10 protein-coding genes are annotated in these 12,593 nt (G+C 68.6%); 4 read left to right on the top strand and 6 right to left on the bottom strand.

Features of this window, described 5'->3' with window-relative positions; translation table 11 throughout:
* Window positions 1-44: 44 nt before the first annotated feature.
* From ACWEO5_RS08845 to ACWEO5_RS08860, 4 genes are read left to right on the top strand one after another with little or no spacing between them, the layout of a single operon-like run.
* Window positions 45-971 carry an ABC transporter permease gene (locus ACWEO5_RS08845; protein WP_344552473.1) on the top strand — a complete coding sequence of 309 codons (927 nt, stop codon included), beginning with the start codon at window positions 45-47 and terminating at the stop codon, window positions 969-971.
* Window positions 964-1,977: an ABC transporter permease gene (locus ACWEO5_RS08850; protein ID WP_452161492.1), complete on the top strand. Its 1,014-nt coding sequence runs from the start codon at window positions 964-966 to the stop codon at window positions 1,975-1,977. Before ACWEO5_RS08845 ends, ACWEO5_RS08850 begins: the two co-directional genes overlap by 8 nt.
* Window positions 1,978-1,993: 16 nt before the next feature.
* Window positions 1,994-3,046 carry an ABC transporter ATP-binding protein gene (locus ACWEO5_RS08855; protein ID WP_452161494.1) on the top strand — a complete coding sequence of 351 codons (1,053 nt, stop codon included), beginning with the start codon at window positions 1,994-1,996 and terminating at the stop codon, window positions 3,044-3,046.
* Window positions 3,036-4,121, top strand: a complete 1,086-nt coding sequence (locus ACWEO5_RS08860) for an ABC transporter ATP-binding protein (protein ID WP_380274507.1) — start codon at window positions 3,036-3,038, stop codon at window positions 4,119-4,121. The genes ACWEO5_RS08855 and ACWEO5_RS08860 overlap by 11 nt, the downstream gene beginning before the upstream one ends.
* Before the next feature lie 70 nt (window positions 4,122-4,191).
* On the opposite strand, the gene ACWEO5_RS08865 is transcribed toward ACWEO5_RS08860, so the two are convergent.
* The 6 genes from ACWEO5_RS08865 to ACWEO5_RS08890 form a co-directional block, all read right to left on the bottom strand.
* Complete coding sequence (locus tag ACWEO5_RS08865) at window positions 4,192-5,259, bottom strand: ABC transporter ATP-binding protein (protein ID WP_344552477.1); 1,068 nt, start codon at window positions 5,257-5,259, stop codon at window positions 4,192-4,194.
* 10 nt (window positions 5,260-5,269) lie between these two features.
* On the bottom strand, window positions 5,270-6,337 hold the full coding sequence (locus tag ACWEO5_RS08870) for an ABC transporter ATP-binding protein (RefSeq protein ID WP_452161497.1): 1,068 nt from the start codon (window positions 6,335-6,337) through the stop codon (window positions 5,270-5,272).
* Between the two features lie 60 nt (window positions 6,338-6,397).
* Window positions 6,398-7,375 (bottom strand): ABC transporter permease, encoded by a 978-nt coding sequence (locus tag ACWEO5_RS08875; protein WP_452161499.1) that lies wholly within the window; start codon window positions 7,373-7,375, stop codon window positions 6,398-6,400.
* Window positions 7,376-7,457: 82 nt separating this feature from the next.
* Entirely contained in the window at window positions 7,458-9,218 is a 1,761-nt protein-coding gene (locus tag ACWEO5_RS08880; RefSeq protein ID WP_452161501.1) for an ABC transporter substrate-binding protein, read from the bottom strand.
* Window positions 9,219-9,307: 89 nt separating this feature from the next.
* Window positions 9,308-10,351: an ABC transporter permease gene (locus tag ACWEO5_RS08885; protein ID WP_452161503.1), complete on the bottom strand. Its 1,044-nt coding sequence runs from the start codon at window positions 10,349-10,351 to the stop codon at window positions 9,308-9,310.
* Between the two features lie 496 nt (window positions 10,352-10,847).
* On the bottom strand, window positions 10,848-12,572 hold the full coding sequence (locus ACWEO5_RS08890) for an ABC transporter family substrate-binding protein (RefSeq protein WP_452161505.1): 1,725 nt from the start codon (window positions 12,570-12,572) through the stop codon (window positions 10,848-10,850).
* Between the last annotated feature and the right edge of the window lie 21 nt (window positions 12,573-12,593).

A 12,593-nucleotide genomic window follows, 5' to 3' on the forward strand; every position in this document is an offset into this window, starting at 1 on the left:
GCGGGGCTCCGGTACTACGTCACCCCTTCGGAGGGAGGGCTCCCATGGGCCACTACGTGCTACGCCGCGTGCTCCAGATGATCCCGGTGTTCTTCGGGGCCACGCTGCTGATCTTCCTGATGGTCTACAGCCTGCCGGGCGACCCGATCGCCGCGATGTTCGGCGACAAGGCGGCCGACCCGGCGCAGGTGGCCAGCCTGCGGCACAAGTACTACCTCGACCAGCCGCTGTGGAAGCAGTACCTGCACTACATGAACAACATCTTCCACCTGGACTTCGGCACCAGCTTCACCGGCCGCCCGGTCTCGGAGATCATGGCGGACGCCTTCCCGGTGACCATCCGGCTGGCCCTGGTCGCCTTCTTCTTCGAGATCTTCATCGGCCTGCCGCTGGGCCTGATCGCGGGCCTGTACCGCGGCAGCATCGCCGACACCCTGGTGCTGGTGCTGACCCTGATCGTCATCTCGATCCCGGTGTTCGTGCTCGGCTACATCGCACAGACGATCTTCGCGATCAACCTGGGGTGGGTGACGGCCACCGTCCAGGACTCCGAGGACATCACCCAGTTGATCCTGCCGGGCCTGGTGCTGGCGTCCCTGTCGCTGGCGTACGTGGCCCGGCTCACCCGCACCTCGATCGGCGAGAACCTGCGCGCCGACTACATGCGCACCGCGGTCGCCAAGGGCCTGCCGCGGCACACCATCATCGGGCGGCACCTGCTGCGCAACTCGCTGATCCCGGTGGTGACCTTCCTGGGCACCGACCTGGGCGCGCTGATGGGCGGCGCCATCGTCACCGAGGGCATCTTCAACATCGCCGGCGTCGGCAACGTCCTCTACAAGGCGATCAACCAGAAGGAAGGCCCGACGGTGGTCGGCATCGTCACCGTGCTGGTGCTGGTGTACCTGGTCGCCAGCCTGGTCGTCGACCTGCTGTACGCCGTCCTTGACCCGAGGATCCGCTATGCCTGAGCGCAACGAGGACATCCCCGACGACAACGACCCGCTGCGCAACATCCAGCCGACCGACAGCGACCACCTGGACTACGTGGGCCAGCAGGGACTGGCCGTGGAGCAGGAGACCCTGATCGAGCCCGACCCGGTCAAGCGGGAGCAGGCCCGCAGCCTGTGGGGCGACGCCTGGCGGGACCTGCGCAAGCGGCCCACCTTCATCATCTCGACGCTGCTGATCCTGCTGCTGATCGTGATCGCGATCTGGCCGGGGCTGTTCACCGACACCGACCCGCGGGCCGCCGACCTGACCAAGGACTACCTGCGCAAGCCCGACTACACCGACTTCTTCGGGGCCGGCTGGTTCGGCTACGACGGCCAGGGCCGCTCGATCTACGCCCGGGTGCTGTACGGGGCCCGGGCGTCCATCACGGTCGGCATCTGCGTCACCCTGGCGGTCACCGTCCTGGGCGGCCTGGCCGGGATGGTGGCCGGGTACTTCGGCGGCTGGACCGACTCGGTGATCTCCCGGATCATCGACATCTTCTTCGGCATCCCGCTGCTGCTCGGCGCCCTGGTGCTGCTGAACGCCTTCTCGACGCGCACCGTGTGGTCGGTGGTGATCGCGCTGGCCTTCCTCGGCTGGACGCAGCTGGCCCGCGTGATGCGCGGCTCGGTGATCACCGTCAAGCAGTCCGACTACGTGGTCGCCGGACGGGCGCTCGGCGCCGGCACCAACCGGCTGATGTTCCGCCACATCCTGCCCAACGCGGTGGCCCCGGTGATCGTGGTCGCCACCATCGCGCTCGGCGGCTACATCACCGCCGAGGCCACGCTGAGCTTCCTCGGCATCGGCCTGCAGGACCCGACCATCTCCTGGGGCGTGGACATCTCCTCCGCGCAGAAGGTGATCCGGCAGGCGCCGTTCGCCCTGTTCTTCCCGGCCGCCGCGCTCTCCGTCACCGTGCTGGCCTTCATCATGCTGGGCGACGCGGTGCGCGACGCCCTCGATCCGAAGCTGCGCTGAGCGAGGGGAAAGGCACATGACCACCGCCGCCGACCAGGCCCGCACGGCCCGCGAGGAACCCTTCACCGGGCCGCTGCTGGACGTGAAGGACCTGCACGTCGAGTTCAAGACCCGGGAGGGCGTCGCCAAGGCCGTCAACGGCGTCAACTACACCGTCAGCGCGGGCGAGACGCTGGCCGTGCTCGGCGAGTCGGGCTCCGGCAAGTCCGTCACCGCGCAGGCCATCATGGGCATCCTGGACATGCCGCCGGCCAGCATCCCGCGGGGGGAGATCCTGTTCCGCGGCCGGGACATGCTGAAGATGTCCAAGGACGAGCGGCGCAAGATCCGCGGACAGAAGATCGCGATGATCTTCCAGGACGCGCTGTCCTCGCTCAACCCGGTGCTCACCGTCGGCTACCAGCTCGGCGAGATGTACCGCAAGCACCGCGGCGCCAACCGCAAGGACGCCCGGGCCAAGGCCATCGAGCTGATGGACCGGGTCCGGATCCCCGCCGCCAAGGAGCGGGTCAACGACTACCCGCACCAGTTCTCCGGCGGCATGCGCCAGCGCATCATGATCGCGATGGCGCTGGCCCTGGAGCCCGACCTGATCATCGCGGACGAGCCCACCACCGCGCTGGACGTCACCGTCCAGGCCCAGGTGATGGACCTGCTCGCCGAGCTCCAGGCCGAGTACCACATGGGCCTGATCCTGATCACCCACGACCTCGGCGTGGTCGCCGACGTCGCGGACAAGATCGCCGTCATGTACGCGGGCCGGATCGTCGAGACCGCCCCCGTCCACGAGCTCTACGCCCGGCCGGCCCACCCCTACACCCGGGGGCTGCTGGACTCCATCCCGCGGCTCGACCAGAAGGGCCAGGAGCTCTTCGCGATCAAGGGCCTGCCGCCCAACCTGCTGCGGATCCCGCCCGGCTGCGCGTTCAACCCGCGCTGCCCCCGGGCGCAGGACGTCTGCCGGCAGAAGGTGCCGCCGCTGGAGCAGGTGACCGAGGACGACGGGACACCGCTGGCCGGACGGCGCAGCGCGTGCTTCTTCTGGAAGGAGACCCTCCGTGACGGTTAACGGTGCCACCCCGCTCGGGGCGACCACCCCCGAGGAGGTCGCGTTCGCCCAGGACGTGCCGCGCGGCGAACCCATCCTGGAGGTGCGCGACCTGCGCAAGCACTTCCCGCTGACCAAGGGCGTCCTGTTCAAGAAGCAGGTCGGCGCGGTCAAGGCCGTCGACGGGGTCTCCTTCGACCTGATGCAGGGCGAGACGCTCGGCATCGTCGGCGAGTCCGGCTGCGGCAAGTCCACCCTCGCCAAGGTCCTGATGAACCTGGAGCCCGCCACCGCCGGGTCGGTGAAGTACAAGGGCGAGGAGATCTCGCACCTGTCCGGCGCCGCGCTGAAGGCGGTGCGCCGCAACATCCAGATGGTGTTCCAGGACCCGTACACCTCGCTGAACCCGCGGATGACGGTCGGCGACATCATCGGCGAACCCTTCGAGATCCACCCGGAGGTCGCGCCCAAGGGCGACCGGCGCAAGGCCGTGCAGGACCTGCTGGACGTGGTCGGGCTCAACCCGGAGTACATCAACCGGTACCCGCACCAGTTCTCCGGCGGCCAGCGCCAGCGGATCGGCATCGCCCGCGGCCTGGCGCTCAAGCCCGAGGTGATCATCTGCGACGAGCCGGTCTCCGCGCTCGACGTGTCGGTCCAGGCCCAGGTGATCAACCTGCTGGAGCAGCTGCAGGGCGAGTTCAACCTGTCGTACATGTTCATTGCGCACGACCTGTCGATCGTCCGGCACATCTCCGACCGGGTCGGCGTGATGTACCTCGGGCGGATGGTCGAGATCGGCACCGACCTGGAGATCTACGAGCACGCCACCCACCCGTACACCCAGGCGCTGCTGTCCGCCGTGCCGGTGCCCGACCCGGCCGCGCGCGAGCACCGGGACCGGATCGTGCTGGTCGGCGACGTGCCCTCGCCGGCCAACCCGCCCTCCGGGTGCCGCTTCCGCACCCGCTGCTGGAAGGCCCAGGAGAAGTGCGCGCGGGAGGACCCGGCGCTGACCGTGCGGGACTGGCTGGAGGGACGGGCCCGGCACGACTCGGCCTGCCACTTCGCCGGCGAGCGGGAGAACCTGATCTGACCCGCCGCACGGACGCGGAAGGGCCCTGCCGAACGGATCGGCGGGGCCCTTCCGCTTCGGTGCCGGGGGCTCAGACCTCGGCGCGCTGGGCGGGGACGGCGGCGGTGCTGCCCTCCTCCGGGAAGTGGCAGGCCGTCAGGTGGTTCTCCGCGTTGCCGGACAGCCGCACCAGCGGCGGCTCCTCGGTGGCGCACTTCTCCTGCGCCTTCCAGCAGCGGGTGCGGAAGCGGCAGCCGGACGGCGGGTTGAGCGGCGAGGGGACGTCGCCGGTCAGCCGGATCCGCTCGCGGTCGTCGTCCGGGTCGGCCTCCGGGACGGCGGACAGCAGGGCGTGGGTGTAGGGGTGCCGGGGCGCCTCGTACAGCGACTTGCGGTCGGCGATCTCGACGATCTTGCCGAGGTACATCACCGCGACGCGCTCCGAGAAGTGCCGCACCACCGACAGGTCGTGGGCGATGAACAGGAAGGCGATGCCCAGCTCGCGCTGCAGCTCCTGGAGCAGGTTGACCACCTGCGCCTGGATCGACACGTCCAGCGCCGAGACCGGCTCGTCCGCGACGATCAGCTTCGGGTTCAGCGACAGCGCCCGGGCCACGCCGATGCGCTGGCGCTGGCCGCCGGAGAACTCGTGCGGGAAGCGGTTGTAGTGCTCCGGGTTGAGGCCGACCGTCTCCAGCAGCTCCTGCACCCGGCGCTGGACGCCGCCGGCCGGCTGGATGCCGTTGATCTCCATCGGCGCGCCGATGATCGAGCCGACGGTGTGCCGCGGGTTCAGCGAGGAGTACGGGTCCTGGAAGATCATCTGGATCTCGGACCGGATCGGCGCGAGCTCCTTGCGGCTCGCGTGCGTGATGTCCTGCCCGGCGTAGCGGATCTCGCCGGCGGTCGGCTCCAGCAGCCGGGTCACCAGGCGGCCGGTGGTCGACTTGCCGCAGCCGGACTCGCCGACCAGGCCCACCGACTCGCCGGGGAACACCTCCAGGTCCACGCCGTCCACCGCGTGCACCGCGCCGACCTGGCGCTTGAACAGGAAGCCGTCCATCACCGGGAAGTGCTTCTTCAGACCGGTGATCGACAGCAGCGGATCGCCGGAGAGGGCGGACCGGGAGGCGGGCTTGAGGGTCGTCTCGTTGCTCATGGTGTGCCTCTCAGCCGAGCCGCGGCTTGATCTGGTCGATGAAGATGTCCTGCCGCTGGGCCGGCTCCAGGTGGCAGGCGGCGGCGTGCCCGGCGGCCGGGGAGAGCGGCGGGCGCTCGGTGGTGCAGCGATCGCCGGCCACCTGCCCGGGGAAGTCGCAGCGCGGGTTGAACGGGCAGCCGGACGGCAGGTTGATCAAGCTCGGCGGGGTGCCGCGGACCGGCCGCAGCGGCACGTCCACGTCCCCGGTCAGGCTCGGCATCGAGGACAGCAGGCCCCAGGTGTACGGGTGCTGGGGGGCCTTCAGCACCTCGCGGACGGTACCGCGCTCCACGGCCCGGCCCGCGTACATCACCATGATGTCCTGCGCGGTCCGGGCGACCACGCCCAGGTCGTGGGTGATCAGGATGATCGCGGTGCCCATCTCCTGCTGGAGGTCCTTGAGCAGGTCGAGGATCTGGGCCTGCACGGTGACGTCCAGCGCGGTGGTCGGCTCGTCCGCGATGACCAGCTTGGGGTCGCAGACCAGCGACATGGCGATCATCGCGCGCTGGCGCATGCCGCCGGAGAACTGGTGCGGGTAGTCGTCGACCCGGCTGGTGGGCTGCGGGATGCCGACCCGGGTCAGCATCTCGATCGCCCGGTCCCGGGCCTCCTTCTTGGAGGCGCCGGTGTGCTTGCGGAAGGTCTCGGCGATCTGCTTGCCGATGGTGTGGAACGGCGACAGCGCGGTCAGCGGGTCCTGGAAGATCATCGACATCTTCTTGCCGCGGAGCTTCTCCAGCTCCCGGTTCGACGCGCCGACCAGTTCCTGGCCGTCCAGCTTGATCGAACCGGTGATCTCGGTCCGGTCCGGGTTGTGCAGGCCCAGCACGGCCAGGTTGGTCACCGACTTGCCGGAACCGGACTCGCCGACGATGCCGAGCGTGGAGCCCGGGGCCACGTCGAAGGAGAGGCTGTCCACGGCCCGGACCACGCCGTCCTCGGTGCTGAAGCGGACCGAGAGGTCGCGGACTGAGAGGAACGGCGTGCCGCCGCTGCCGGCGGACACCTCCTCGGGCTTGGCCTGGGTGGTCATGGACTGGGCTCCTCGGTGCGGTACGTGAGGTCGGGACTGCGGTCGGCCGGGGTGTGGCCGTCAGGCCAGGCGGATGCGCGGGTCGATCAGGGCGTAGGCGGCGTCGACGATGATGTTGAAGAAGACGATCAGGGTGGCGGCCACCATGGTCACGCCGACCAGCAGCGACAGGTCGGAGTCGTTGAAGGAGTGGATCGCCAGCTCGCCCAGGCCGTGCAGGCTGAACGTCGTCTCGGTGATGATGGCGCCGCCGAGCAGCACGCCCAGGTCGATGCCGAAGACGGTGACGATGGTGCCCATCGCGCCGCGCCAGGCGTAGCGCATGAAGACCGAGGTGCCCGACATGCCCTTGGCCCGGGCGGTCCGCACGTAGTCCTCGGACAGCTGCTCGACCATCGAGGAACGGGTCATCCGGGTGTAGTTCGCGGTCCAGATCAGCGACAGCACGATCCACGGCACCAGCAGGCCGCTGGCCCAGCCGATCGGGTCCTCGGTGATCGGCACGTAGGTCGGCAGCTCCAGCAGGTCGGTGCTGTAGCACAGCGCCCACAGGGCCAGCGGGCCGGCCACGTAGATCTGCATCGAGGAGGCCAGCAGCGAGAAGGAGCTGGCGATCTTGTCGGCGGGCTTGCCCTGCTTGTGGGCGGCCAGCATGCCGGTGCCGATGCCGACGATCAGGAAGACGACGGCGGAGCCGACGGTCAGCGACAGGGTGGTCGGGAAGCGGTCCGCGAGGATGCCGCCGACCAGCTCCTTCTTGTCGAAGGAGTAGCCGAAGCACGGAGCGCCGCAGTGCACGCCGTTGAAGGTGCCGCCGGTGAAGATGGTGGTCAGCCAGTTCCAGTACTGGACCGGCCAAGCGTGGTCGAAGCCCATGTCGTGCCTGATCAGGGCAAGGTTCTCGGGCGTGCAGGTCTTGCCGCAGTAGAGCCTCGCCGGATCCGCCGGAATCGCGAAGAACAGCGCGTACGTGACCATCGAGACGATCAACAGGATGACTAGCGCGCCGAGGGTTCGGCGGACGAGGAATCGGAGCATCGGACGGGGCTCTCCTGATCGGGGCGGGACACCGGCAGGTCGTGCCGGTGTCCCGCCGTGAGCTGCTGCTCGGTGACGACTACTACTTGACGTAGATGTTGAGCGGGTACTGCAGGCCCATCAGCGAGTCGAACTTCACGCCGCCCAGGCCCGAGCCGTAGAGGCTCAGCGAGCGCTGGTAGACGTCCGGGATCGAGTACGCGTTGTCCTGCAGCTGCTTGTCGATCGCGGCCCACGCCTTGCCCTGGGCGACCGGGTCGGCGATCTTGGCGGCGGCGTCGATCGCGGAGTTGATCGCCGGGTCGTTCACGTGCGCCAGGTTCTGGCCGCCGTCGGCGATGCCCCGGCCGTCCCACACCGGCTGCAGCGAGGTGTAGCCGGTCGGCCAGTCGGCGCCCCAGCCGCCCCAGTACAGGTCGGCGCCGTTGTCGACCAGCGCGATGGTGTCGTAGTAGGTCTTGGCGTCCAGCGGCTTCGGGACGAACTTGAAGCCGGCCTTCTCCAGCGCGTCGCGGATGGCCTCGGTGACCTTCTGCTGGATCGGGGTGTTGTTGTACGGGTACACGATGGTGGTGCCCACCGCGTTCGCCTCGGTCAGCAGCTTCTTGGCCGCCTCCGGGTCGCCCTCCGGCTTCTGCAGGATGCCGTACGGGTCGTAGGACTCGTAGCCGAGGGTGGTCGGGCTCATGTACGAGGTGGCGTAGTCACCGTAGGAGGTGCCGCCCTGGAGCTGGCGGGTCTGCTTGTGCGGGAACGCCTTGATGAGCGCCTCGCGGACCTTCTTGTCCTTGATGCGGTCGTTGTTGATGTAGTAGTAGTCGACGTACGGGGTCAGGCCCTCAAGGGTGCGCGACTTGAGCTTGTCGTCGGCCTTCACCTTGTCGGTGTAGTTCGGGTGGACCGTGTTGTGGAAGGTGAACGCGGTCTTGTCGTCGCCGTTGTCCGCCATGAAGCGCTCGGTGGACTGCTGCAGCTGGACGCCGAAGCTCATGTGCCACTTGTCCGGGTAGGCGTTCCGGATCGGGTCGGTGGCCGGGTCCCAGTTGGGGTTGCGCTCCAGGTCCAGCGAGCGGTCGGTGACGTGCTCGGTGATCTGGTACGGGCCGGAGGAGAACGGCTTCTTGTCGTACTCCTCCTTCGTGTCGTGGGCCTGCGGCACGATGCCGTAACCGGTCATCGCCAGGGTGAAGTTGGCGTCCGGGTGGATGTCCTGGAAGGTGATGACCACGGTCTTGTCGTCCGGGGTCTGGACCGCGTCCAGCTGCTTGCCGCCGTAGGGGCCCTCGTAGGCGGTGCGGTAGTCGGAGCCCGAGATCCAGCCCTGGATGTAGGTCGGGCCGGACTTGATGAAGCTCGCGTAGGTGCGCTCGATCGAGTACTTCACGTCGGCCGAGGTGATCGGCGAGCCGTCCTGCCACTTCACGCCGTCCTTCAGCGTGAACTTCCAGGTCTTGCCGCCGTCGGTGGTGCTGCCGGTGTCGGTGGCGAGGTCGCCGACGAGCTTCTGCGAGCCGTCCGCCTGGAGCTTGTAGCCGGTCAGCTGGCGGGTGAAGAGCAGCGAGACCTCGCTGTTGTAGTTCAGGTAGATCTGGGCCGGGTCGAGGTGCGAGAAGTCGTCGCGGTCGATCATGTTGACCGTGCCGCCCGTCTTCGCGCCCGGCTCCGCGGCGGCGGGGCCCTTCGAGTCCTCGGCGGTGCCGATCGAGATCGAGGAGATCTTGGCGGGGGCCTTCGAGGCGCTGGCGCCGTCGCCGTTGCTGTGGCCGCTGGAGCACGCCGTGGTGACGGTCAGGGCCCCGGCCACCAGAATGGCTGCCGCGAGCCGTGTCTTGTGAGAGCTCATCTTCATCCTGCCTGGGGTAGTTGTGCGGAAATCTTCGTGGGTGTGCCCGGGGCCTGGCTTTCCCGTCCCCCCGGAGTCTTGAGGGTCCGTCAGCGGTTGGTCTTCGGGTCGAACGCGTCCCGGACCGAGTCGCCGAGCAGGTTGAAGGCCAGCACGAACACCACCATGGCGATGCCCGGGAAGAGCAGGAAGGTGACGTCGGTGCGGAGGAAGGTCGCGCCGTCCGCGATCATGCGGCCCCAGTCCGGGGTCGGCTCGGTCACGCCCACGCCGAGGTAGGACAGGCCGGCCTCGGCGGTGACGAAGGCGGGCAGCGCGAGGGTGGACTGCACCAGGATCGGGGTCCACAGGTTCGGCAGGATCTCCTTGAAGATGATCCTCATCGGGGAGGCGCCGGTGACCTTCGCCGCCTCGATGAACTCCCGCTCGCGCAGCGAGAGCGACACGCCGCGCAGGATGCGGGCCAGGCTCATCCAGCCGAGCAGCGACAGCACCAGGGTGACCGAGACGAACGGCAGCCAGCCCGGCGGGTTCTGGTCGCGGGCGACCAGCAGGCCGGTGACCACCGGCATGGTCGCGATCAGGAAGATCTGCGACGGGAACGACATCAGGACGTCGATCACCCGGCCGATGAAGTAGTCGGTCTTGCCGCCGAGGTAGCCGGCCGCGATGCCGAGCGCGACGCCGATCGCGGTGGTCAGCACCGAGGTGGCGACGGCGATGATCAGCGAGGTGCGGATCCCGTAGATCAGCAGGGTGAGCACGTCGCGGCCGAGGCCGGGCTCCAGGCCGAACCAGAAGTCGCCGCTGATGCCGCCGTTGGGACCGGTCGGCAGGCCGGAGTCGGTCAGCAGGTCGCTGGCGTTCTGGCCGTAGTGGGTCTTCGGGTCCTTGCCGTACAGCATGGAGATGAGCGGGGCCAGGATCGCCACCGCGACGAAGAAGAGCACCACGCACGCGCTCACCACGCCGGTGCGGTCACGGAGGAAGCGGCGCCACATCAGCTTCCCGGGAGAGAGGCCGCGGAAGCCCGGATCGGCGGGCGCGTCGGCCGTGGCGTTGTCCGCGAGGTCCGACGTCGACCCGGGACGGGAGGTGTCCCCGTCCGTCGTGGCCCCAGTAGGCGTCGTCATGGTGCTAAAGCTCCCGACCGTGGTCCGTGCAGAAGCAAGGAGTAAGAACTTGGATGAATGGACTCTTGCAAGTCGTTTATCGAACGTCAAGAGTTCCCCAGTTGTCGATGGCGCATTTCCTCCTTCGTGCTGGAATGTCAACCACTTCGTAGTTCTCGGACTCTTGACACCGGGCTGGCAAGACGGTCAAAACCGGACAGAATCCATCAAGTCGCGTTCACATGTCCGTAACGACGCACTGTCAGGTCCGGTATCAGGACGTCGAGTTGCTCTCCGGGGTCGGATGACGCGCGTAGAGGCGATGTCCGGTTTGGCACTGTTCATCGCAATTGGCGAGTGCAATTGAGTGTCCGATTATCGGACATCGGTGTTTTCGGGCGTGCCGAAGCGAATTCACGGGTATGGCTCACCCAATTCGGGCGGCACTCGGGGCGCCGCCCGACTGGCATTTTCTCGCCATTGGCGAGTCCTCGCCGCAGCGTTACGGCGGACGTTGTTACTTCATCAGGCCGATGTTCTCGTAGACGACATCCCCGAGGCCGGCCGCGCCGATGTTGGCGAGTTCCTTGCGCACCCCGTAGATGGCCGGGCGCTGGTACAGCGGCACCAGGCCGGCGACCTGCCAGGCCTCCGAGTCGGCGAGGTTGAGCGCCGTGGTCTCCTCGTCGGCGGTGTCCGCCTTGGCGGCGTCCGCCATCGCCCGGTCCAGCGCCTTGCTGCCGACCTGGGCCCAGTTGGAGCCGGAGTCCTGCTGGAAGGTGCTGATCGAGTTGGAGACCGGGAAGGGCGTGCCCAGCAGGGAGAACGAGGTCAGGTCGAAGTCGTGCTTGTAGATGTAGCCGTCGAAGTACTCGCCGGCCGGCACGGTCCGGACCTGGACGGTCACCCCGATCGCGGCGAGCATCCGGGTGACCTCCTCGCTCTCGTTGGCGGCCAGGTTGTTCGCGGCCGGCGCCACGTAGCGCAGCACCAGCTCCTTGCCGTCCCTGGCGCGCACGCCGTTCGGGCCGGGCTTCCAGCCCAGCGAGTCGAGCACGGCCCTCGCGGCGTCCGGGTCGAAGCGGCTCAGGCCGTTCGAGTTGTCCTGGTAGCCGTGCTGGGAGGGCACCAGGAAGTGGTTGTTCATCGGCACGTACGGCCAGTCCAGGCCGGCCAGGTCGGTGCGGGTGATCTCGGCCCGGTCGATCGCCTGGATCAGTGCCTGGCGCAGCCGGGCGTCCTCCAGCAGCGGGCTCTTGCCGTTGAGCACCAGGTGCCGCAGGTTGGGGCCGCCTGCCTTGCGCACCTCGCCGCCCGCGGTGGACCTGATCAGCCGGTAGCCCTCGGTGTTGGGGCCGTTGTTGTAGAAGTCGATCTCGCCCTTGGCGAAGGCCTGCGGCATCGCGCCGGTGTCGTACGCCCTGAAGACGATCTTGTCCAGCAGCGGCTTGTCGCCCCACCAGTCCGGGTCGGCGACCACGGTGACGGTGCGCGCCGCGGCGTCCAGCGAGTCCAGCTTGAAGGGGCCCGCGGTGACCGGGATCCGGTTCTTGAAGGAGGTGTTGAACAGTTCGGGGGTGGAGACGTACTTCGCGGGCAGCAGCGGGGCGTTGCCGGCGTTGTTGAACATCGCCTGCCACTCCGAGTACGGCTCCTTGAAGGTCATCACGGCCTGGAAGTCGTCCTTGCCGCGGACCACGCTCTCCACCTGGTCGAAGCCGTTGGTGGTGGCGGTCTTGAAGTCGCTGTTCAGGCTGCCCAGCGCCTGCCAGTCGGCCTGCAGGTCGCGCCAGGTGATCGGGGTGCCGTCGGACCAGTGGGCCTTCGGGTTGAGCGTCCACACCACGACCTGCTTGCCCTGCCGGGTCTCGCTCCTCACGTCGGAGAGGTAGGCCGGGTTGGGGGTCTGCACGCCGCCCGCGTCGGAGCGCCAGAAGGTCGGCAGCAGCGCCTTGACCACGTCGTTGGTGGACGCCTCGGAGCCGTCCGCCTGGACCGGGTTCCACTGGGTGGAGTACTGGTCGATCGCCCAGACCAGGGTGCCGCCCTGGCGCAGCGCGTCGCGCGGCCGGGAGTTCATCTCCTGCTGGGTCATCCGCGGCGCGTCCCCGCCCGCCGCTGCCGCCGCCCGGGCCGGTTCGCCGCCGGCGGAGCCCGATGTGGGGCCGCAGGAACACAGCGCGACGGACAGCGCCGCCGCCGTGGCGGTCAGGGTGAGCGGGAGGAAGCGGGGTCTCGGCACGCGGCACATCTTGCGTACCGG

This window comes from Kitasatospora sp. NPDC004272 (assembly GCF_053603035.1).